The sequence below is a fragment of the Sulfurospirillum sp. E15m genome (genome assembly GCF_059415145.1).
Genome location: NZ_JCAHZS010000001.1, coordinates 816,955 through 840,496, shown reverse-complemented (window position 1 = coordinate 840,496; position 23,542 = coordinate 816,955). Strand labels below are relative to the sequence as shown.

19 protein-coding genes are annotated in these 23,542 nt (G+C 40.9%); 11 read left to right on the top strand and 8 right to left on the bottom strand.

Features of this window, described 5'->3' with window-relative positions; genetic code table 11:
- From AC5SLP_RS04120 to AC5SLP_RS04110, 3 genes are all read right to left on the bottom strand, one after another.
- Positions 1 to 1,558 (bottom strand): methyl-accepting chemotaxis protein (locus AC5SLP_RS04120; RefSeq protein WP_495253859.1); only part of this gene is annotated, 1,558 nt, incomplete at its 3' end.
- 190 nt (positions 1,559 to 1,748) lie between these two features.
- Positions 1,749 to 2,999 carry a bifunctional transcriptional activator/DNA repair enzyme AdaA gene (locus AC5SLP_RS04115; protein WP_495253858.1) on the bottom strand — a complete coding sequence of 417 codons (1,251 nt, stop codon included), beginning with the start codon at positions 2,997 to 2,999 and terminating at the stop codon, positions 1,749 to 1,751.
- A gap of 20 nt (positions 3,000 to 3,019) precedes the next feature.
- Positions 3,020 to 4,282: a serine hydroxymethyltransferase gene (locus tag AC5SLP_RS04110; RefSeq protein WP_495253857.1), complete on the bottom strand. Its 1,263-nt coding sequence runs from the start codon at positions 4,280 to 4,282 to the stop codon at positions 3,020 to 3,022.
- 297 nt (positions 4,283 to 4,579) lie between these two features.
- Here AC5SLP_RS04110 and AC5SLP_RS04105 point away from each other — a divergent pair, with 297 nt between their 5' ends.
- Positions 4,580 to 4,957, top strand: a complete 378-nt coding sequence (locus AC5SLP_RS04105) for an ArsR/SmtB family transcription factor (protein WP_495253856.1) — start codon at positions 4,580 to 4,582, stop codon at positions 4,955 to 4,957.
- A complete protein-coding gene (locus AC5SLP_RS04100) occupies positions 4,944 to 6,923 on the top strand; it encodes a heavy metal translocating P-type ATPase (protein ID WP_495253855.1) in 1,980 nt (659 codons plus the stop codon). Before AC5SLP_RS04105 ends, AC5SLP_RS04100 begins: the two co-directional genes overlap by 14 nt.
- 69 nt (positions 6,924 to 6,992) lie before the next feature.
- On the opposite strand, the gene AC5SLP_RS04095 is transcribed toward AC5SLP_RS04100, so the two are convergent.
- Positions 6,993 to 7,142, bottom strand: coding sequence for a hypothetical protein (locus AC5SLP_RS04095; RefSeq protein WP_495253854.1), 150 nt, complete (start codon positions 7,140 to 7,142; stop codon positions 6,993 to 6,995).
- Positions 7,143 to 7,302: 160 nt separating this feature from the next.
- On the opposite strand from AC5SLP_RS04095, the gene AC5SLP_RS04090 reads away from it, so the two are divergent.
- From AC5SLP_RS04090 to AC5SLP_RS04080, 3 genes are read left to right on the top strand one after another with little or no spacing between them, the layout of a single operon-like run.
- Positions 7,303 to 7,869, top strand: a complete 567-nt coding sequence (locus tag AC5SLP_RS04090) for a hypothetical protein (protein ID WP_495253853.1) — start codon at positions 7,303 to 7,305, stop codon at positions 7,867 to 7,869.
- Positions 7,869 to 8,471 (top strand): DUF1007 family protein, encoded by a 603-nt coding sequence (locus AC5SLP_RS04085; protein WP_495253852.1) that lies wholly within the window; start codon positions 7,869 to 7,871, stop codon positions 8,469 to 8,471. The genes AC5SLP_RS04090 and AC5SLP_RS04085 overlap by 1 nt, the downstream gene beginning before the upstream one ends.
- A complete protein-coding gene (locus AC5SLP_RS04080; protein WP_495253851.1) occupies positions 8,468 to 9,265 on the top strand; it encodes a nickel/cobalt transporter in 798 nt (265 codons plus the stop codon). Before AC5SLP_RS04085 ends, AC5SLP_RS04080 begins: the two co-directional genes overlap by 4 nt.
- 83 nt (positions 9,266 to 9,348) lie before the next feature.
- On the opposite strand, the gene AC5SLP_RS04075 is transcribed toward AC5SLP_RS04080, so the two are convergent.
- Positions 9,349 to 9,822 carry a bacteriohemerythrin gene (locus AC5SLP_RS04075; protein ID WP_495253850.1) on the bottom strand — a complete coding sequence of 158 codons (474 nt, stop codon included), beginning with the start codon at positions 9,820 to 9,822 and terminating at the stop codon, positions 9,349 to 9,351.
- A gap of 702 nt (positions 9,823 to 10,524) precedes the next feature.
- Here AC5SLP_RS04075 and AC5SLP_RS04070 point away from each other — a divergent pair.
- The 6 genes from AC5SLP_RS04070 to AC5SLP_RS04045 all read left to right on the top strand — a co-directional run bounded on the left by AC5SLP_RS04070 (position 10,525) and on the right by AC5SLP_RS04045 (position 16,708).
- Positions 10,525 to 11,874, top strand: a complete 1,350-nt coding sequence (locus AC5SLP_RS04070; protein WP_495253849.1) for a hypothetical protein — start codon at positions 10,525 to 10,527, stop codon at positions 11,872 to 11,874.
- Positions 11,875 to 12,015: 141 nt separating this feature from the next.
- Entirely contained in the window at positions 12,016 to 13,389 is a 1,374-nt protein-coding gene (locus tag AC5SLP_RS04065; RefSeq protein WP_495253848.1) for a circularly permuted type 2 ATP-grasp protein, read from the top strand.
- Positions 13,386 to 14,048: an alpha-E domain-containing protein gene (locus AC5SLP_RS04060; RefSeq protein ID WP_495253847.1), complete on the top strand. Its 663-nt coding sequence runs from the start codon at positions 13,386 to 13,388 to the stop codon at positions 14,046 to 14,048. Before AC5SLP_RS04065 ends, AC5SLP_RS04060 begins: the two co-directional genes overlap by 4 nt.
- Positions 14,038 to 14,808, top strand: coding sequence for a transglutaminase family protein (locus AC5SLP_RS04055; protein ID WP_495253846.1), 771 nt, complete (start codon positions 14,038 to 14,040; stop codon positions 14,806 to 14,808). Before AC5SLP_RS04060 ends, AC5SLP_RS04055 begins: the two co-directional genes overlap by 11 nt.
- The gene (locus AC5SLP_RS04050; RefSeq protein ID WP_495253845.1) at positions 14,805 to 15,758 is read left to right on the top strand and encodes a M14 family metallopeptidase; all 954 of its coding nucleotides are present in this window, start codon (positions 14,805 to 14,807) and stop codon (positions 15,756 to 15,758) included. The genes AC5SLP_RS04055 and AC5SLP_RS04050 overlap by 4 nt, the downstream gene beginning before the upstream one ends.
- Complete coding sequence (locus AC5SLP_RS04045) at positions 15,755 to 16,708, top strand: M14 family metallopeptidase (protein WP_495253844.1); 954 nt, start codon at positions 15,755 to 15,757, stop codon at positions 16,706 to 16,708. Before AC5SLP_RS04050 ends, AC5SLP_RS04045 begins: the two co-directional genes overlap by 4 nt.
- 38 nt (positions 16,709 to 16,746) lie before the next feature.
- Here the strand turns inward: AC5SLP_RS04045 and AC5SLP_RS04040 are convergent, their stop codons facing one another.
- Genes AC5SLP_RS04040 through AC5SLP_RS04030 form a run of 3 tightly spaced genes read right to left on the bottom strand, consistent with a single transcriptional unit; the run spans position 16,747 to position 23,489 of the window.
- Entirely contained in the window at positions 16,747 to 17,637 is an 891-nt protein-coding gene (locus AC5SLP_RS04040; RefSeq protein ID WP_495253843.1) for a transglutaminase family protein, read from the bottom strand.
- A 3-nt stretch (positions 17,638 to 17,640) separates the two neighbouring features.
- Entirely contained in the window at positions 17,641 to 20,121 is a 2,481-nt protein-coding gene (locus AC5SLP_RS04035) for a circularly permuted type 2 ATP-grasp protein (protein ID WP_495253842.1), read from the bottom strand.
- Positions 20,118 to 23,489, bottom strand: a complete 3,372-nt coding sequence (locus AC5SLP_RS04030) for a transglutaminase family protein (protein ID WP_495253841.1) — start codon at positions 23,487 to 23,489, stop codon at positions 20,118 to 20,120. The genes AC5SLP_RS04035 and AC5SLP_RS04030 overlap by 4 nt, the downstream gene beginning before the upstream one ends.
- Positions 23,490 to 23,542: the final 53 nt, after the last annotated feature.

Genomic DNA, 23,542 nt, shown 5'->3' with positions numbered 1-23,542 from the left:
CCACCACATTAATGGTGGCATCAATCTCCACCAAACTTTTTTGGGTACGCTCAGCCAATTTTCTTACTTCATCGGCCACAACGGCAAATCCACGTCCATGTTCACCTGCACGTGCTGCTTCAATAGCGGCATTAAGGGCTAATAGATTGGTTTGGTCTGCAATATCACGAATAATACTTAATACCTCTTTGACTTCATTGGCGTTTTGGCTCACGGTATTAAGACGTTCTGCTAAGTTTTGTTCTTTGGCTGCGGTGGCTTGCATGGTATTTTCTAACTGCTCTACTTTGGTTTTAACCCCTGCAATATCTCCTTGTGTTTTACGCAAGGCTTCTTGAGATGATTTTGCTTTACCAACCGATGCTTCAATATTTTTAACCAATGCAATACCTTCTTCTTTGGTATGTTCTACAATCTTAGATTCAGTATCGACATTTTTAACCACTTCAGAGGCAGTACGAGAGAGTTCTTCTGAAATAGAAGCATTTTCGGTACTAATGGTTTTTGATTTATTGACAATCTCATGAAGCTTCTCAATAAACTTATTGATATTACGAGAGACATGGGAGAATTCATCATTGGTTGATACATTCAAGCGTTGTCTTAAATCACCTTCACTACTGGATAACTCCTCTACCACATTATTCAAGGTATCCAGTGGTCGTAACAGTGCTTTAATCAGCACCACCATGATTCCGATGGAGAGGACGAGCATAATGAGGCCAATAATCACTAAATCGCCAATTTGTGTATTTAAGAAGGCATAGGCTTGTGCTTTATCAAAGGTAATAACCGGTTTCCAACCAGTCTCTTTGGAAACTTTAAAAGCGATAATTTTATCTAAATCATTTTTTTGGTATTCAATTAATCCACCCTCTTTGTTATTGAGCTTTGCTACAAGTTCAGGTGAAACCGTTTTTAAATCTTTTCCTAATAAATCTTGATTTGGATGCGCGATAACAATATCTTGCGTATCAAATAAAGCACCATAACCACCATTAAAATCGACATTGGCAACTGCTTTGGTGAGAGCGTCTAAAGAGATATCCAAAATAACAGCACCGATAAATTTTTTATCTTTAAACATGGGTGACATAATAGAAACAACCAGTTTTTTAGTCGTTGCATCAATATACGCGTCTGTTACGCCTGCTTTGCCTGAAGCCTTAACGGTTTTATACCATCCTCGCACACGTGGGTCGTATCCATCCGGCAACTTGGCACCAGAACCTGTCATAGCACTACCATCTTCAAGCCCTACGGTTGTCTCAAATCCGCCTAATGTACGTGTGGTTTCCTTCAAAATGGCTCGAATCTGGTCGATATCCATTATTTCAACATCGGTCAAAGAGCGTGCGGTACTGTCCATAACATTTTTTTTGTTAAGTGCCCACATATCAACATAATCTGTTAATGCACTCGAGGCTAGCATCAGACTTTTTTCAATCTGCTTAACACTATTTTTTTTCGTATCAATATAGCTAAAAAAGCCAAAGATACTGAGGCTTAAAAACATTAATGCGGAAATACTCAAGATAATCTTGGCTTTAAACGACATAAATGCTCCTTTCTTCGTTTTTTCATTGTTTAAGTATAGCTACAAATTGTTATAAACACATTACAAAAATTGTCTCTTTTTTCATCGTTTTATTCAATTTGTGACATTTTGTAGTGTTGGAACAGACCAAGAAGAAGAAAAAACATACAAAAAAAGGCAAAGCGTGTTTGATTCTAGGCATACCCTATCTTTAATTTTCCTCATATAACGTTTCATGCCCTAGTGATTCATAGAGCTGAGATACGCTCATCTCTTTTTCCAAAACAATCACTTTGTTATATCCTTTTTTCATACAAGAATCCGTGATATATTTAAGAAAAGATTTTTTTATCGCATTGTTACAATACGCTTTATCAACAATCATCGTATCCAACAGAGCAATGCTCTCTTCGGATATCATGGATACACTGGAATTAACAGGGAGCACCGCTACAATGTTACGTTCATGTAATGCTAAATAGATACACTGGGTCCTTGGATTTTGAATCGCATGCGAAACCATGTCCAAGTAATTGCGCTTGTGCTGTTTTGCATCAGGAGAAAATGCTGCAAGAAAGGAGCAGATATCGGTTATATCTTCGTACGTTGCTGCTCTAAATTCAGTGTGATTTTCTTTGCTGGTCGATTCATACGCGATGAGTATTTTTTTACGTTCAATTCCCCAACGATACCCACTCATAGCACCGCTTTTGGCAATGACACGGTGGCATGGGATGAGATAACCTATATGATTTTTTCCAATCGCACTGGCAACCGCTCGCACGGCATTGGGTTTTTCGATGTAATTGGCAATATCTTGATACGTGGCTATCACGCCATTTGGAAGATTTAAAAGCGCTTTCCAAACATTGACTTGAAGATTTGTTCCTTTGACCAAAAGCGTGTACTTTTTATTGTTAATAAAAATATTTTCCAAATAGGTTTGCGCTTTGACATCATCATGCACCAAAGTGGCATTTTCCCAAAGTTCCTTGAACCGTTTAAAAATAGCCTCTTGATTTTGGTCGATAAATCCAAGATAACAGATACCTTTATCCGTATAAGCAATTAATGCTTGCCCAAACGGCGTCAGTCCAAAACCGTAGGTAATGGTGACATCTTTTCCCTTCTCACGCCACTCTTTTGGAGTCACACCGATGAGATTCACAAACAGTTCGTGCAGTCTGCTGACACTCGAGAGTCCGATGTCAAGGCTACTGTCTAAAATGGACTTGGACTCTTTGATGTGTTCTTTGGCATAATTGAGCGTCACCGAGTGCAAAAACTGTTTGGGTGTAACTCCCACATACTCTTTAAACACTCTGATAAAATGGTACTTACTCATGCCGATACGCTCAGCAATCACGTCAATGGAGGGTTGCTCTTTAAAGTGTGTGTCAATGTATTTAATCGCTTTTTCAATTAATTGATAATTGTTATGCAACGCTTCAATCTCTTTCATCCCACCCTCCACTATTTTCCTTAATAGGTCGCACTCTCGTACACTTTAAATTTTTGCAAAAGCGCCACAAGCTCTTTTTTTATTTTTACATGTAATGCTATCTGGTTGATATTTTCCAGAACATCACAAATTTTATGTGCAATGAACGTAAACTCTTCTTCTTTCATGCCGAGCGTCGTTAATGCCGCAGAACCAATGCGAATACCTGAGGTTAAAACGGCACTTCTGGTATCGTTGGGGACGCTGTTTTTATTGACCGTTATACCGGCACGCTCCAACGCCTTACTGGCCTCATCTCCTGAAAAATCTCTATCCAGTAATGATACCAAAATCAAGTGGTTGTCTGTTCCTCCACTCACAAGTTTAAAGCCTCTTTGAAGCAGAACATCGCTTAAAACACGGGCATTTTGCTTAACCTGTTTGGCATACATTTTCCACATCGGGTCTAACACTTCACCAAACGCCACGGCTTTTGCGGCGATAACATGTAAAAGCGGTCCACCTTGTAAGGCAGGGAAAATAGCGGCATTTATCTTCTTCGCTAACGCTTCATCGTTGGTCATAATCACACCGCCTCTTGGACCGCGCAACGTCTTGTGCGTCGTAGAAGTCACCACATGCGCGTAAGGAAACGGACTCACGTGCTCCTTTGCCGCTACAAGACCCGCAATGTGCGCAATGTCGGCAAATAAAATCGCTCCAACCGCATCTGCAATTTCACGAAATTTGGCAAAATCAATTTCTCGCGCATACGCGGATGCTCCACAAACAATCATTTTTGGCTTCACTATTTTCGCAATTTCTAGAACCTTGGCATAATCAATATAACCGTTGGCATCCACACCATAGCTAAAGGATTGATAATTCTTACCCGAAAAACTCACCTTTGCACCGTGCGTTAAATGTCCGCCTTGTTGCAAATCCATACCGAGCAGTTTATCGCCTGCTTGAAGCAAAGCCGCATACACCGCACCATTGGCTTGACTACCTGAATGGGGTTGTACATTGGCATACGCACATCCAAAAATAGCGCAGAGTCTTTCAATCGCCAGTTGTTCAATCTCATCTGCATATTCACATCCGTTATAGTACCGTTTTTGTGGGTAACCCTCAGCATACTTATTGGTAAAAATACTTCCTGTGGCTTCCATCACGGCAGGTGAAGTAAAATTCTCACTCGCAATCATCTCAAGATGGCTCGATTGCCGCTCAAACTCCTTTTGAAGAATACCAAATACCCTCTCATCTGCCGTTGCTAAACGGTTATTATTAATGTAGCTCATTGTCTCTCCTTTGGCTTGATGAAAGAAGTGTAGCACCCTAAAAAAATTCCATCAATCCAAAAATTGCCCTCCTTTTTTGTAAAAGCAATTTTTGGATTTTTCTCAATTTGGACACTCATTTTATTCTTAACGATAAATCAAAATGGACAATTTGGGCATGGTGTCCTAACCAAAATTTTTACATGTAAAAACTTTTTGAGTTTGGCTATCATTTTAAGCTTTTTCTAATTTGAGTTATTCTAATATATGAGTAATTGTTCATATGAACATACATAATAAATATTGAGGAGGTTTACGATGGGTGATGAATTTTGCAGTTGCGACATTGTGCATGACACTATCATCGACATGGTCAAAAAAAAGATGCCTCAAGAAGAGAAACTTTATGATTTAGCCGAACTGTTTAAAGTCTTTGGAGACACGACGCGCGTCAAAATCATCTCAGCGCTTTTTGAAGCGGAAATGTGTGTCTGTGATATCGCAGAGCTTTTGAGCATGACTCAATCAGCCATTTCTCATCAACTCAGAGTCCTTCGCCAAGCAAGACTTGTGAAGCATCGCAAAGAAGGGAAAGTTGTCTTTTATTCACTTGATGATGAACACATTAAGACTATTTTCAATCAAGGATTAGAACATATATTAGAACCACGAGGATTTGAAAATGCAATTTTATGAGAAATCAGCCCCCGTATGTGATGCCACAACAGAGAGTTGCTGTTCAAGATGTCACCCTATCGAAGTAGATATGCACGAACATGAACATCACCACCATGGATTAGAAGATAATAGTTTACAAGAGATGGTCAAATCGCCCGCGTTTATCACCTTTTGTATTGGTACAGTTCTCTTTATCGCTGCTTTAGTGATGGATGAAGCCAACCCTCTGCTCTTTTGGACTTATCTTTTAAGCTTCGTTCTAGTGGGTGGTGAAATATTAACGATGGCCGTAACCAATCTCTTTAAGGGGCATGTGTTCGATGAAAACTTTCTCATGGGCCTTGCAACCGTAGGCGCTTTTAGCATCGGTGAGTATCCAGAGGGTGTTTCGGTAATGCTCTTTTTCCGTGTTGGTGAGTTTTTTCAAGACTTAGCTGTGGCGCGTTCTCAAAAATCCATTACAAAATTGATGGACATACGCCCCGATTTTGCCAACTTACAAACCAGTGAAGGCGAAAGAAGAGTCACTCCGCAAGAAGTTATGCTTGGCAGTCGCATTCTAGTCAAACCCGGTGAAAAAATTCCTTTAGATGGCATCATCTTAGAAGGAACTTCTACGCTAGACACCTCAGCACTCACAGGAGAATCGCTCCCAAAAGAGGTTGCGAAAAACGATGAAGTTCTCTCAGGAAGCATCAACAAAACAGGTCTTCTTATCATCGAGACAACCAAACTTTTTTCAGAATCAACCGTCTCAAAGATTTTAGATTTGGTACAAAATGCCAGTGCGAAAAAAGCAAAAACAGAGCAATTTATCACGACATTTGCCAAGTACTATACACCGTTTGTTGTTATTTCAGCCGCACTTTTAGCCTTTTTACCACCTTTATTGATGGAAGATGCTTTACTCAGCGAATGGTTCAGACGTGCGCTTGTTTTCTTAGTCGTCTCATGCCCATGCGCACTGGTCGTCTCGATACCGCTAAGCTTTTTTGGCGGTATTGGTGGAGCATCTAAAAACGGTATTTTAGTCAAAGGCGGCAACTTTTTAGAAGCACTCAATAGCGTCGATACCATTGTTTTTGATAAAACAGGAACCCTCACACAAGGCGTGTTTAGTGTTACAACCATTCAAGCACTCCATGGATATAGCGATGATGACATTTTAAGATGGGCCGCTCATGCGGAATTTCATTCAAATCATCCTATCGCGCTTTCGATTAAACGTGCTTATGGAAAGCCTCTTGAGGGCATCGTTGCTTCTTACGAAGAGTTAGCAGGGTATGGCGTAAAAGCTTTCATCGATGATAAAACCGTTCTTGCAGGCAATGACAAAATGCTCAAAGATCAGGGCATTGCGCATGAAACCGTATTCTCACCTGATAGCGTCGTGTATGTTGCTATCAATGGTGTATTAGCAGGGTCTATCACCATCGCAGATGAACTTAAAGAGGATAGCATCAAAGCGATTAGCGCGTTAAAGGCGATGGGCATTAAAGATATGGTGATGCTCACAGGAGACAATCACGCCACAGCGACAAAAATTGCTCAAGAACTAGGCCTTGAAAAAGTAGAAGCAGAGCTACTGCCTCATCAGAAAGTGGAAAAATTAGAAGAAATTATGGCGCGTAAAAGCGGTAAGGGAAAAACAATTTTTGTGGGCGATGGCATCAACGATGCACCCGTACTTGCACGCTCTGACATCGGTATCGCTATGGGTGGGGTTGGTTCAGATGCCGCGATTGAAGCAGCCGATGTGGTCATCATGACCGATGAAATTGCCAAAGTAGCAACGGCTCTGAAAATTGCACGTAAAACCCATGCGATTGTTTGGCAAAACATCATCTTTGCTCTAGGCGTCAAAGGTGCTATCTTAGTCATGGGCGCATTTGGAATTGCCACTATGTGGGAAGCTGTTTTCGGTGACGTGGGTGTCGCCTTAATCGCCGTGCTAAATGCCACACGTGTTCTAACCCATAAATAAATCTTTCAAAGTCCCTCTTTTGGAGGGATTTTACTTTTACATGTAAACACTGACTGTTTAGAACTCCTTTTATTTCTTCTGACTTTCCAATAGTTTAGCACTCGAAGATGATGTCACATTTTGTACTACAACAAAGGTCGAAACGCCCATAAAAACTACGCAAGCAGAAAGAATGGCAACGACTAGGTAGATGTTATATTTACTTTTATCAAGGTGCATGGTATCCTCCTTCAATAAGAGCTTATGCAATTATTTTATAGCGATATTTCTAAATCTAATTATGACTTATTAATATACTTTTTTATTTAAGAAAAATTGTAATTAATCTCTCAATTTTGAATGCTATAATACACTCTCATATAATCACAAGGTTTGTTTGATGTTTAAAATGGTGCTTCTTTTTTTACTCATGTTCAATAGCGCATATTCTTGTGCTTTATGCGGTAACAAAACTTCTTTTGTCCAAGCGTCCATTCAAGCTTACATCTCAGATGATAGTCTTCAAAAAGTACATGTGCTGTGGCAATTTGGTGCTAGTACATCTGCAGGAATTGCCAGCATATATCACATGGAAAAACAAATGCGACCAGATGATTTAAAAAAAATATACGAATCCTTTGAGCAATATCAAAGGCCTCCTTTTATGACACTTTTAAGCATCAATGAAGAAAAAATATCTTTAAAAATAGAAAATTTTGCAATTTTTATGGATAGTGGTCACCTTCATATTGAATTTGACATTCCATTGTCTTATTCTCTTCGTAATCATGACACAATAGAAATTGTTTTTTTTGACCCAGCTCAAACAATGATTTTTTTGGAAAATCTCGATGATACACGTATTATCAATACTACATCGTATAAAATACGAAAAGATAACGGGATTAAAGTAATTAAAGAAGTGATGGCAACAACTAATTATATTAAACTTGAAGTAGAACAATAATGTTTAAAGTATCTATATCTCGTATCGTAAGCCTCGTATTCTATCTCATCATAAATGTTTCATCCTCTCAAGCTTGTGCTTTATGTGGTAGTAACAAAGTCTCGTTAATCAATGCATCAACACATACTGTTTTCACCAACAATACTGTTGAAAAAATTGAAGTGACATGGAAATTTGATGAAACATTTTCTTCACAACTTGCTTTGTTATACGATAAAAACAAAGATTCTCAGTTTGATAATGAAGAAACAGATGCCATTTTTCACATTTTAAGCAATGTGGAGAAACCTCCTTTTATGAGTGTCATTTACATCAATGGTACAGAAATCAAAGCATTTAAAATAGCCCTTTTCAAAGCTTCCATGGCTGAAAATATTGTCTATTTTTCATTCGATATTGTCTTAAATTACCCTCTAGATAGCCCAATGCAGTTACTTTTTTACTTTTTTGACCCAACGCAATCGCTGGCATTTTTTCACACAGCAGATGAAACGCGTTTTAGCAATACAACACCCTTTACACTTCACAAAAAAACTGGGTTCAAAGTGCTTCCAAACACGATGTCTATCGTTAATGCAATTACTTACGAGGTTGAGCCATGAATCCCTTCTCTACTGCACCGACACAAACCAATTTTATCATCACATATTTAGCGCATCTGCTTCAAACGCTTTCCATTCAACTAGGTGAACTTCTAACGCAAATAAAAGAGGGGCATCGTATGACGCCCATTCTCATACTCTTGGCAATCTCGTTTGCCTACGGATTTATTCATGCATCAGGTCCTGGTCATGGGAAAACACTCGTAGCGTCTTATTTTATCGCCAATGACAAAAGTTATAAAAATGGATTTTTTATCGCTTTATTGATAGCAGCAGTCCACACATTTTCTGCATTTAGTGTGACACTCATTGGATATTTTGTCTTTAAAACCCTCTTTTCAGTTGCCATTATCAATATAGCAATGATTGCGACAAAGGTATCAGGAGGTGTTATTCTTGGTCTTGGTTTTTACTTTTTAGTTCATAAAATCAAACACTACAAAAACCTCAAAGCATCCAAGTGGAGTATAAAACCTATCGCTTCTTGTTCGTGTGCGAGTTGTAAAAGCCACGATAGCAGCGAATTTGCCCTTATTTTATCTGCTGGGCTTGTGCCCTGCCCTGGTACGATTACCATTTTTTTATTTTCTATTACATTGGGGCTTTATTTTATAGGATTTTTAAGCGCTGTGTTTATGAGCCTTGGAATGGGATGTGTCATTGCCATCACAGCATTTATCAGTACAAAAGCGAGAAATAGCTCAAAAAACAAGTTCGCAAACATTTTTAAAATTCTTGATTTTGGAGCCGTGTGTATCATCATTATTTTGGGCGCTATTTTGATTCTTGTTTAAACATCATTTTATTTTTAACTGTACTATGACTGTTTATGATGCTTTTACATGTAATGAAACTTCTCTTTTTAAAAGCACCATTATTATTTAAAAAATTTATTCATATGCGTATAAAGCCAACCCTCTGTTTGCAGAGTTTCCATAGGTGAAACTTTCTTTTCGTGAAGCATTGCCAAAACGGCCTCTTTATAGTCAGCATCCTCGTGTTGAATGTGATTGATCAGCCACATTTGAAGGTCCATCATCAGCTGTCTGGAAATGTCCTCACCACTTTCATAGCGCTCTTTAAAAAATAAAATTCGCTCAATAAAAGCAAGATGAATCTGCTTGTGCGCTTCGAGGTTAGGATACCCTGCTTCTTCCATCAAACTCTCTTCAAAGGCAAGATGGGAGACGGTATAATCCTTCAACGCCTCAAGCACCGCACGAATTTTTGCTTTGTCGTGGTAAATTGAAATCGTACCGAGTTCATTAATATACGCAATCATACGCTTATGCTGATCATCAATCACCGCAATACCCACCGAAAAAGAGGGATCCCATTTCCAATACGACATGGCCATTCCTTTAAAATGTGATGCTACTGAAACTTTGAAGATTATAACATAAACTGAAAGGCACGCAAGGGAAATTGATTGATGAAAGGATTGACTGGGGTTATCTTGTTTTTTGGCTTTACATGTAAAAAGTTAAATACATATTTTTTTGCTATATCAAATATTTGATATAATGTTTCAAATTACCTTATACTTTGTAGGGCACGCATGGAATTATAACTCGAATTATTAAAAAACTATGGAACTCAACTTTCTGCTTTTGGGGTAGCCGTTTCTTTCATATTTGGTGTATATAAGTTCCAATCTGAAAGGAAAGCAAACCATTTTTGGAAAGAATTTGAAGCGTATCATAAACTAGTCAAGGAGCTTGTTGAGCCTCCAATAGGTAATGGCGCTATGTATATTGACCGCCAAACAGCAGCAATATACGAATTGCGTTTTTATAAACGTTACTTTCCACATTCCTTAAGAATGTTAAAAAGCCTCCAAGTTAAATGGGTAGCGGTTCCAAACCAATTTCCGCGATTAATTGAAGAGTTAGATTTAACCATTAACTATATAGAACAGAAGATTAAAAACTAACTTTAAAATCTTTACATGTAAAGATTTCATCTTCCCAAAATTTAAAGGTTAGTGTAGCGCTCTTTGCGTTGTTATAACCTTCTTTTCGCTACAATAACGCACTTTATTTTTGGAATATCGATGAAAACCATCTGTAAAATGGCTCTTTTGGCCATTACGCTTTTACATGTTATTAAGCTTTTTATGCCTTTGAATTTAGAACTCTTGACGTTTTTTACGGTGCTTCTGTTTGGCTTTGGTCTGGTGATGCAAAAAAAAGGGTTTCGTACCATTACCCTGCTCTTTTTGATTTTAGGCAGCGGCATACTTGTCTATTACCAACTCCCTTTTTCCATATGGATACAATCGCTCACGTCGATGACCAACATTATCGCCATTATCGTGGTGATGCAGCTTTTTGCCATTCCAATTGAAGTGGGACGTTACAGCGACACCGTTGAGTATTGGCTCAAAAGACTTTTTAAAAAAGAGAGTTCACTCTACCTTTTTGCGATGATTGTCACCAATCTGTTTGCAAGCTTTTTACTCTTTGGAACCGTGCCCGTGATGGTTTCACTCTTTAACAAAGCGCTTAAAAATAACGTTTCGGAGCATCAACGCTTTTTTGCAACCGCCATTATGCGCGGGTATTCACTTGTGCTTTTTTGGGCGCCAGGAGCGGTGATCATACTGCTTGTCATGCAAGTCACCCATGTTTCATGGTCACAGATGTTTTTGCCAGGATTTCTTTTAAGCATGATTGGTTTGCTGACATCGTATCTGTTAGAGCATTTTTCAAGATTAAATAAACCCATCCTCACCATACCTTTACCTGAAACATCGTCTATTGCCAAAAATGCACCCATGCAAACAGTGCAAATCATCCTTGTGGTCATCTCCCTTTTGCTGCTGATAGCGCTTTTTGAAAAGTTTTCCATCGGTTCGGCAACCGGGAGAATTTTACTCGCAGGGGCTCTTGTCTCAACGGTCTGGATCGCCTCTTTTTTCAAAAATGCCGAACTTAAGAACGTTTTGAACTTCTATTGGAAAGGTGGCATCACGCAGGCGACCGATTTTTCAGTCTTTTTTATCGCGGTGGGTCTGTTCGCAGGTGCAGTGGACCATAGCGGTATTTTGAACCATATTCAACCCCTCTTGCAAGGCAGCGTCAATCACCTTGGCATTTTCTCCATTGTGATCATTCCACTTGTATTTATATTGATCGCGCTATGCGGTATCCATCCTTTAGTCCTTGCGGTCATGTTTGGCAAAATCTTACTTGCGGTTTCACTCCCACTCTCAGCTGTCTCTATTGCATTGATTTTGCTTCTCTCAGCGTCTATCTCGTTTATCATTTCACCGTTTGCAGGCATGTCGCTGATGACGGCAAGATATTTGAACGTCACGCCGATGGATGTCTCTTTGAAATGGAATCTACTCTTTTGTTCTCTTTTTTTGATAGAAGGTCTTATCTTTGCCTATATTTGGTAAAGGAAAATGGGCACTTTTGTCACACATATGTTACTGTTTAAAAAATAAACAAAAAAATCCTATTTTTCCCTCTTTCTCTGCTTAATTTTGTGATAAACTGTGCTTATCACAACTTAGGTGAAAGGGTAAGGGTCCATAGCAATGATTGAGTCACAAAGTCCACTCTACGATGCTTTTAAGGGCATCTTAAATACGATTGACAAAGAGCGCGTTCAAGAACTACTCTCCTACATGAATACCGAGGCAATCAATTTTAACTTGTTTAAAAACAATGCGTTTATTGAGCGAAAATTTCCCTTTGATATTGTTCCGCGTATCGTCTCAAAAGCAGAATTTGAATACCTTGAAAAAGGCATTGCGCAGCGCATTTACGCTCTCAATCTGTTTTTAGAAGATATTTATGGTGACCAAAAAATTTTAAAAGATGGCATTATTCCCAGTGAATTTGTTTTTTCATCAAAAGCTTATTTACCTGCTTTTGCCCATACCAAGGTTGCAAAGAACATACGCGTACACATCAGCGGTATCGACCTTGTGAAGAACAGCGTTGGGGATGGATGGGTCGTCCTTGAAGATAATCTACGCGTACCAAGCGGTGTGAGTTATCCCCTCTCTTTGCGTATGCTCACCCGTAAAGTTTTCCCTGAGTTTTTTGAAAAAATTGCTGTTCAAAGTGTTTTTGATTATCCTAAACGTTTAGAAGAAGCGATGGACTATGTTAGCACAGGCGGTATCAATGTGATTTTGACCCCTGGTCGTTACAATTCAGCCTTTTATGAACATTCTTATCTTGCGAAACAAAGTGGCGCTATTCTTGCCAATGGAGAAGACTTATTTGTCGAGAAAGACAAAGTCTATCTTAAAACGTATAATGGCAAGAAAGCACGTGTTGGAGCCATTTACAGACGCCTTGATGATGATGCTCTTGACCCTGTGGAGTTCAATCCTGATTCGCTCATTGGCGTGCCAAATATTACCCAAGCGTACCGCGCGGGAAATATCGCTTTAATGAACAGTATCGGCAATGGCATTGCGGACGATAAAGGCATTTACTACTTTGTGCCACAAATGATTAAATACTACATGAATGAAGAACCTATTTTACAAAATGCACCAACCTATTTGGCCTTTTTTGAAAAAGACAGGCAACACATCTTGCAAAATATGCGCACCTTGGTGATTAAAGATGTTGCGGAAGCGGGAGGGTATGGCGTAGTTTTTGGTTCAAAACTCTCTAAAAATGAGCGTCAAGCACTTAAAGATGCCATTATTGCAGAGCCTAGACGTTTTATCGCTCAAGAAGTCATCGAATTTTACGATATTGAATGTCTGGATGAAGAGAGTAAACTCTCCCCAAGAAAAGCAGACCTCAGGATGTTTTCCATTTACGGTGAAGATATTTTTGTCTGGCCAGGAGGGCTGACCCGCTTTGCGATGGACCCAACCAGCTATATCGTGAACTCCTCTCAAGGAGGCGGATTTAAAGATACTTGGGTTTTAAAGGATAGACTATGATACTCATTGCACCACAAACAGCAGAAAACCTTTATTGGGTAGGTCGTTATATCCAAAGAGCTGAGAGTATGACGCGTTTAGTGATTAGTCTTTTTGATAAAATTATTGATGAAAACTTTGATGAAGCCAAAGAGCTTTATGAAAGACTAGGTATTGCGCTTAACTACGACTCATCACAGGCATTTTTGCGAAAAAGTGTTTTTGAGTTGGAGTTTGTAAGCCTCGTCTATGTCATTAATAGCGCACGAGAAAATGCCATCTTGACACGTTCACATTTGCCAAACCGTATGTTTAGCCGTATCAATGCGCTTTATCTGAAATACCAACAAGCCCAAATGGAACCTGTGGTATCGCTTTTTTGGTTGGAATCAACCTTGCAAGAGCTAGATGCCATTTGGGGAAATTTGGAGTTATCTTTGGTCGAATCCAAAGAAGCACCTTTGATTGAATTGGGTAAAATCATTGAACGCATGGACCTTAGTATGCGCATTTTTGATAGTATTGAAGCAGCGCTTATGGATGTTGAAAAACTCAATATCATCGCTGAGAAAGTTCGACCAAATTGTAAAAAGCTTTCGCTCTCAACGAGCAATAAAGCAAAAGTATTGCAAAAAATAAATTCAGTATTTGGGACATTGACCACAACGCATGAAAGTTAATTTTTCTTATGATTTTACGCTCACCTTTGATGAGCCAGTACGCAACCATCAGTTTTGTTTACGCATAGTGCCTTTTAACAACGCGATACAGAAGCTTCTTTCGTGGAGCCTTCGTATCAACGATGGTGTACCCTATTTTGAAACGATGGATGGATTTGGCAATCATCTCACCTATGGAATGATAGGCAAACCGCATCGTGCCTTAAAAACAAGTATCGAAGGTGAGATAGAACTATCGCCTTACGTGTACCATGACCATGAGCCTGTGGAACTTTATTTGTCACATTCAACGTTGATTCCATTTAGCCTAATGATGCGCGATTTTTTGCATGCTATCAAACTTCCCGTAACCGATTTTAGAAAAGCATTGATGCTGACACAAATTGTTTATGAGCAATTTAAACCGATGGAAAATACAAAAGCAAAAGGGTTGGAAACGTTTTTGCTCTACAAAGAGGGGCTGAGCCAAGATTTTAGTCATCTGCTGATAGGGTTATTGCGGTTGAGTCAAATTCCTGCGCGTTTTGCCAATGGCTTCATTGATGGAACCAACCAAACACATACATGGGTTGAGGCATTTATTGATGGTGATTGGAGAGGATTTGACCCGCTTCATGGAACCCTTATCAACGATGAGCCGTATATCAAACTAGCGCATGGGCGTGATTTTTCTGAGTGCCAAATTCACAGAGGTAGTTACATCGGTAAGCGCCAACATATTTTAGAGATTACAGGTCGTATCGGAAGGGATGAGCAATGATTGAAGAAGTGTTCCATGTCAATTTACCTGTCAATGAAACCTTATCGCTCAGACGTAACCGATTTTCTCCTGAAGATATCACTACGTCTACCAAACGCATCTCTATTGTTACGGGCATTCATGGCGACGAAATTGAAGGGCAGTATGTCTGTTATTTGCTGGCTAAATGGCTAAATAACAACAAACATTGCATTAAAGGCATCGTCGATATTTACCCTTCGATGAATCCTATGGGCATTGACAGTATCACACGGGGATTTCCTTTTTACGATGTCGATTTAAATCGCACGTTTCCAGGGAATACCTCTGATTTTTTGCCTGCACAAGTGGCAAGCGCTATTGTCGATACCGTTCGAGGCAGTGACTATGCAATAGATATTCATGCCAGCAACATCTTTTTAAGAGAACTTCCACAAGTACGCATTAGCCGCTCAACCGCTGATGAGTTGATTCCTTTGGCAGAAAAACTCGATATTGATTTTATCTGGGTTCACGATGCTGTCACCGTTTTAGAATCCACGTTTGCACACGCGATGAACTCCCTTGGAACCAAAACGCTTGTGGTTGAAATGGGTGTGGGTATGCGCATCACCAAAGAGTACGGACAGAGCCTTACCAAAGGCATTTTAAATTTGCTTGCGCATGTGGGCATCATCGAAAGACCCGTCTTACCCACAACAAAAACCTCTGTTTCGACGCTCAATTCAGAAGTCTTTTTTGTCAATGCGTCTAAAGCGGGTGTTTTCATTCCTATTTTAGAGCATAACGTCTCCGTTCTCAAAGGTGAAAAGTTAGGAGAAATTATCAATCCTCTTTCTGGAACCATTGAAGAGACGATCATTAGCCCTTGCAACGGCTTGCTCTTTACCATTCGCGAATACCCGGTTGTGTATGAAGGCTCACTTCTTGCACGAATACTTGAAGACCCTAAAAAGGAAACTGCCCAATGAAAGAAGAAATTTTATTTGAAATCAGCTCTCTAAGCCGCAATCCTCTCAAAGTCAAGGGGTTTCGGTTTGGAAAAGCGGACACAACGCCTAGTTGCGTCATTGTAGGGCCTATGATGGGCAATGCCATTGACCAATTGTGGATAGCCTCTCAATTGGTGCGCTTTTTACGTCAAAGCGAACTGGCAAATGCTGCTTTCATCAAAGGTGAAATTCTTATCGTTCCTACCGTCAATCCCTACTCTTTTAACATGGGAAAAAGCTTTTGGCCTCTGGATAACACTGACATTGATGGCATGTTCCCAGGCTATGAAAAAGGAGAAACGACCCAAAGAATTGCCGCAAGGTTATTTGAAAAAACCAATAATTACGACTACGCGATTTTACTCGAAGCGAGAAAAGACCATGTGGAGTGCATTCCCTACGTGAAAGTGTTGCAAACGGGTATGGAAAGTGTGGAGGATGCTAGAGCATTCGGGCTTGATTTTATCCATGTCAAAGAAGCAACCCCAACCGATACAGCCTCATTGAATTATAATTGGCAAGTATGGAACGCCAAATCTTTTGCACTGGTTTCAGGCAAAAAAGGCTCACTTAGGAAAGTAGAAGCCAACAAAGTACTCGATGCCATCATCCGTTTTTTAGCCAAAAAAGAGTTGATTGAATTTTCAACGTTTGAAGGTTCACACGGCAATCTTGTCATGCCCAATGATGTCGAAGCTATCAAATGTACCGCCGCAGGTCTGTTTGATGCATTAGCGCCCATTGGAGAATACGTCGTTCACGGTCAGCCTCTGGCGCGCATTTACAATTCGCTGGATGGCACACTCATCCAAACCATCATTTCACCGTGCGATGGTATCATCTCCTGTCGCTATGACTATGCACTCATTTTTCAAAATGCCATAGCCTTTCGCATCATCAAAATCGAATCCGCACAAAATAATTTCTAGCGTTTTACATGTAAATTCATTTTACATGTAAAACGTTTCTAAAGTACGCTCCGTACGTCCACTTCAATGGAAAGTTCACTCTGCCCACTGCTGAAGACGACTCCTTTAAGTGGGGCGACATCGTTATAGTCTCTACCACTTCCAAGGAGTATATGCTGTCCAATAGGAATGACATTATTCGTCGGGTCAAACTCAAGCCAACCAAGACTAGGAATATAAAGGGCAAACCACGCATGCGATGCATCAGCACCAAAAAGCTTCGGCATACCTTGGGCAGGAATCGTTTCGATATAGCCACTTAAGTATTTAGCAGGCAATCCAATGGAGCGAAGAGCGGCAATCGCAAACTGCGTAAAGTCTTGGCAAACGCCTTTTTTGGCCTCAAAAATCTCTTCAATCGGTGTCGTAATATTGCTAAACCCTGCGACAAATTTAAAGTCATTAAAAATGCGTTCCATAAATTCACTTGCAGCGTCCACAAGGTTGCGTTTAGGCTCAAACGAACGTCTCGCATACGCCTCTATTTCACGTGAAGCTTTAGGGATGAGTTCAGAATCAAACATAAAAGGCTTTGCTTCTAAAGCATTGACATCAAACTGTTGCAATAAATTAAGTGCCTCTTCGTAGCTCATACTAAGCTCTCTCATACGATTGACGTGTGAGAGCATCGCTTCAGCATCGAGCATCACATGCGACTTCCCAATGACCGACAAAGACTCATGCGCCTCACGAATCAAGAGGTGTGTTGTCGCATTACCAAACATATCTATAAATTCATTTTGCTCATATGCCAAAGGCATAATTTCCATTTCAAAGTCCACGACCTTTTGAAATGGCGTATTTTTCGGTTTAAGTCTAGCAAGGTTATGGCTAAAGGTGACAATGCTTTCGTATTTAAACGCTGTTTTATGGTAAATTTCGTACATCATGGCTTACTCATCATAGTGTGAAAAATAGGTTTTGGAAAGCTCTAACGAACAGAGCGAGAAATGCTTGGTTAAGGTTGCAAAAAAAGCATCCAATGCACCATAAACGCCTTCTCCTTCTTCTAGTTGCATCAGCGAAGAGACATTCGTGAGTTTTAAAGATGAAAAAGCCTGAAAAATAGGCGTCTCATAACTACTAAGATACTTTTTACTCTTAGGAAGTGCTTTTAAATCTTCCAAAAGCTCATTGGTGATATACGCAATGGATTTTGGAAATTGTGGGTTAAAAATTAAAAATTCTAAGACGTTTTCCAGTTGGAGCGAGCTTTTATACTGTGTCCTGTAAGCATTAAAACTCTCACAAGAATGCAAAAGCCCTTCTAAAACATCGTAACTGACGGAACGTTCATGCTTCACACAAAGCATAGAACGTGCTTTTGAAATCATCAAAAGTGCCGATTCTATTTTGAAGCCAATGTCGTATAAAATCAACCCTTGTTCTTTAAACATACTCTCTTCGACAAGCTCTTTATACGCCATCAAATATAAAAGCAGTTTATCTAATTCACTCAAAATGGTTCGGGTTGGAGAGTTGGTCTTGCGAATAAAGCTTTTCCACTCTTTTTGCATTTTATCAAAGAGTTTCCACGCTTCAATGGCAAGTAGACTTTTGATAGACATATTGGCATTAGCAAGCATCTCCATCGTAAAAGAGAGTCCGCCTTGCTTGCTCTTATCTTTCAACAAAGATTGAATTTCATTGAGTGGATTTTTGGCAATTTCTTCATCTAAAAAACCGGGATACGTCATCGTAAGGTGCGTGAGTGATTTCTCCAAAATACTTAAAGATTCATATGAAATACTGCCTTCATAGTGGTTGAGATTCATGAGTTTTTTGATAGCGTACCGAATCAAGCGAATGGAGGTAATGGTGCGTGAAAGGTAGCGCCCAAGCCAAAAAAGATTTTCCGCTTTAAGGGTCGGCATATTGTGAATAGAGACATCGACATAAGGAAGCGATGTAAAAATCGTACTCATATCAATCTTGTTATCTTCCCCTAAAATCCACAAATCTTTACTCGTTCCACCTTTTTGAGAAGAGACTAAAAGAGCATCTTTTGAGGCAGATACACGAACCAATCCGCCATTCATGACCGTATAATTATCATTTTTTTTGAGGGCATACGCTCGTACTACCGCATTGCGAGGTTCAATTTTACCATCGGCATAAAAGGGTGTCGTTGAAAAATTGATTTCTTCTTGAGCAACGTATTGGTGAGGATTTTGAATAATGCTATTTTTCAACTGTATCTTCATTTCCGTAGAAAGTTTTTTGACTAAATGCGTTTGAATCGCTTCGGTACGGTCAATTTTTTTGATGATAAGGTTATCAAAATGGTTCAAAACATATTCGAGCTCTAAGCTCTGACCACACCACCATGTCGCGATTTGCGGCAAAAGGAGTTCTTCATTTAAAAAATAGTGGCAGATACGCTCCATAAATGGATTGAGCCCGATGTTTTCGACAATGGCGCTGCCGATAGGGTTTATCATTGAGAGATTACCCGCTCTTAAACTATCAACCAAACCTGCAACGCCTAATTTTGAGTCATTACGTAATTCCAACGGGTCACAAAAACGGTCATCCAAACGTCTTAATAAAGTATTAATTGGTTTGAGTCCACTTAAACTCTTAAGCCACAATGCACCGTTTTTGCACAGCAAATCATCGCCTTGAACCAGATTCATTTCCAGAAATGAGCTTAAATACGCATGTTCAAAGTAGGTTTCATTGTGCGGTCCGGGTGTTAAAAGTGCCGCTTTGGAGATATCACCGTTGGAGAGTTTTTTTAAAAGCTTTTTGAACTCGTCAATAAACGGCAACAGCTTTTTAATCTCGTGTTCAGGATAGAGGTCTTTCGAGACAATATTCATCGTTAAACGATTTTCCACCGCGTACCCCAAGCCTGAGGGCGCTTGGGTGCGGTCATTGAGAACCCACATCTTTCCATCAGGGCCTCGTGCCATATCGAGTGCGTAAAAGTAGAGTTGAAAATTTTCTCTCAACCCAAAATCATACACCGCAGGAATAAAACCCTTATGCCCAAAAATGACTTCAGCGGGGATAATATTCTCTTTTAAAAGCCTTTGTTCACCGTATAAATCTTTTAAAATCAAATTTAAAAGTTTTGCTCGCTGTTTAATCCCTTTTTTAATCTCTTTCCACTCCTCTTTTGCAATGACAAAAGGGATAGGGTCTAAACTCCAAGGGCGGTTACCATTGCCCTCTGGGTCATTATACACATTGTAAGTGACACCGTTATCTTCTAGATGCCATGTGATTTCTGCTTGCTTGCTCTCTAGCTCTTCACTGCTCATTGACTCAAGGCGCTCTAAAAGTGCTTTCCAATGTTCCCTAACCACAAGTCCTTCATCCAACATCTCATCAAACAATGAAGCAGAGGTGTACGTATCTAAAAAATTCATTTTTGTACATTCCATTTGCGTCGAAGGTCGAGTGTATGAGGGAATTCACTGCTTATAGGTAACTCTTGAAACACAAACTGTTTGAGTGCTTTTGGTTTGTGTACGACAACCGTACGCTCGCTTCCCTCAGCTGAAAGTGCATGTTGGGTGACAACCGAACTGGTTTGGTACTCTGCCTCACCTTGGGTATGGTTAAAGTCCCAAAAACGGTTGATGCGACGGGATTCTGCTTCGTAACTGTTCACAGGGAAGGTGTCGTAATTACGCCCTCCTGGATGCGCGACAAAGTAGGTCATGCCACCGATGGAGCGTTTGTTCCATGTATCGACCACATCAAAAACCAAAGGCGTGTCCGCGCCAATCGTTGGATGAAGTGCAGAGTACGGCTCCCACGCTTTATACTTCACGCCCGCGACAAACTCCCCTTCCATACCTGTAGGCGCTAGTGGAATCGCTACGGCATTACATGTAAGCGTATAACGTTCAGGAGTAAAGTTTTGCACTTTGACCTGCACGCGCTCCAAGGAAGAGTCCACATAGCGTGCCGTACCTTGCGAACTACTCTCCTCGCCCAACACATTCCATGGTTCAATGGCGGCGCGCAGTTCTAAGTGCATGTTTTCAATCGTGCTCATGCCATAAAGCGGAAAACGAAACTCAAAGAAAGGGTCAAACCAATTTAATTCAAATGGATACCCTTCCGCTTGCAAAAATTCGACAATGTCACGCACATCTTCTTTAACGTAATGCTCCAGTAAAAATTTATCGTGCAGTTGCGTACCCCAACGAACGAGTTTGTGTTTGTACGGTTTTTTCCAAAAGACAGCCACTAAAGTGCGTACCAAAAGCATCTGCAACAGTGCCATTTGAGCGTGTGGTGGCATATCAAACGCCCTTAGCTCTAAAATGCCGAGCCTGCCACTGCTAGAATCGGGCGAATAGAGTTTATCGATGCAAAATTCACTTCGGTGCGTGTTGCCCGTGATGTCGGTCAGCATATGGCGAAACAGCCTATCAGTGAGCCAAAACGGCACAGGCTCACCCTCAGGAATCTGCGAAAACGCGATCTCAAGCTCGTACAGATTTTCCACCCTGCCCTCATCCACGCGTGGTGCTTGGGACGTAGAACCTATAAACGCACCCGAGAAAAGGTACGAAAGCCCTGGGTGGTGTTGCCAAAAGGTAATGAGACTTCGAAGCAGATCGGGACGGCGAAGCAGTGGGCTGTCTTCAGGACGAAGCGCACCAATCGTGACGTGATTGCCCCCGCCTGTGCCCGTGTGTTTGCCATCTAGCATAAATTTTTCCGTCCCCAAACGTGATTCTCTGGCATCTTTGTAGAGCAACAAAAGATTGTCGCTGAGCATCTTCCATGAGGTGGCTGGCTGAATGTTTACTTCAATAACTCCTGGATCAGGTGTCACTTTGATGCGATCAAGCCTTAAGTCATGCGCAGGCTCATAGCCTTCCAAAACAACCTTTACATGTAAAGATTCAGCAACGGCTTCAATACAGGCAATCAGGTCTAAAAACGCCTCTGAATGATTGAGCGGCGGAAGGAAAACATAGAGCTTACCCTCGCGGACTTCCGTACACAATGCGGTGCGAACAAACGTGTTCACCACGGGCGTTTCCAACACGTCTGCATCGGCTTTTTCACACCGTTTTTTGGCATTTTCTGCATACTCGCCAAGGTTGGGATAACTGGCAAAAAGGTCGGGCTCAAAACGAAGGGCTAGTTCAGTATGTGGTTTTTCAACCAAAGAGGCAAGAGGAAGTCTCAGTCCAAGGGGTGAATTGCCTGCACTGAGGTACAAATAACCGCGTCTAAGTTCCCACGCCGAAGTGACCCATTGTGTCGCTCCAAAATTCAGTGGTAACACATAGCCCACAGGGTTATTGAGCCCCTGCGAGAGCACTTTGGCAATCGTTCTTCGCTCCAATGAATCCGATAAATCCGCTTTCATCGGGTCGATATCAATGGGCAGTTCAGACTCTTTGATGATGTAATAAAGCGGGTCTTCGTACGCTTCAACGATATTGTGGTCACTCACACCAAGGGTTAATGCCAGTTTAGCTAAAAAGCGCTTGGCATCGTCGTTGGTGTAGGTGTAGGTAGCGTTCATGTCGGCAAGCAACTCAGGATTGTTCCAAATCGCTTTGCCATCTTTGCGCCAAATGATGGAGGTTTGCCACCTTGGAAGCGGCTCACCTGGGTACCATTTGCCTTGCGCGTAATGCAACATGCCGCCTTTCGTAAAGGAGTTTAAGAGTTTACGTGAAAGCGTATCGGCAAGCGTGCGTTTGTGCGCACCATCGGCTTTGGTGTTCCATTCATCGCCCTCCATATCGTCGATGGAAACAAAGGTCGGCTCGCCACCCATCGAAAGCCTCACATCGCCCTCTTCTAAGGCTTTATCGACCGCAAATCCAAGATTGTAAATAGCCTCCCATTGGTCATCACGGTACGGTTTGGTGACACGTGGTGATTCAAAAATGCGCGTAACCGTGTTGTCATAGACAAATTCGGTTTCGCATTGATCGCTCAGCCCTTCAATGGCGTAAGCACTCTCATAAGAAGGGGTACACGCAAGCGGTATGTGCCCTTCTCCTGCAAACAGTCCACTGGTCGAGTCCAACCCAACCCAACCAGCTCCTGGAATGTAGACTTCTGTCCACGCATGCAGGTCGGTAAAATCCGCTTCGGGGCCGCTTGGACCATCGAGTGAAGCCACATCGGCTTTAAGTTGCACGAGGTAGCCTGAGACAAAACGCGCCGCAAGCCCTAAATGACGGAGCACCTGCACCAACAACCACGCAAAGTCACGACAACTGCCCAGTTTCTTCTCCAACGTCACTTCGCAGCTTTGCACCCCTGGCTCGAGTCTAATCGTGTAAGCGAGGTGTCGGTTAATTTCAGAGTTGAGATAGACTAAAAAGTCGATAATGGGGCGTTTTTTACAATCCAATGAGCGTACAAATGAGCGCAGTAATGCGCCATCTTCGCTCTCTTCAAGGTAAGGAATCAGCTCTTTTTGAAGCTCTTTTTTGTAGACAAATGGAAAATCTTTCGCGTACTCATCGACAAAAAAATCAAATGGATTAATGGTAATCAAATCGGCGATAATTTCCACATCAATGCACAATTCTTTGGTTTTTTCTGGAAAGACGATGCGGGCTAAGTAATTGCCAAACGGGTCTTGCTGCCAGTTGATAAAATGGTTTTCGGGTTTTATCTTAAGAGAATACGCCTCAATAGGTGTTCTACTATGCGGTGCAGGACGCAAGCGAATGATGTGGGGTGAGAGCGCAACGTAGCGGTCATAATGATATTCTGTTTTATGCGAGAGAACAACTTTAAGTGACATATGAATCCTTCAAAACAGAAAGTGAAAAACGCTTTACATGTAAAAATATTATA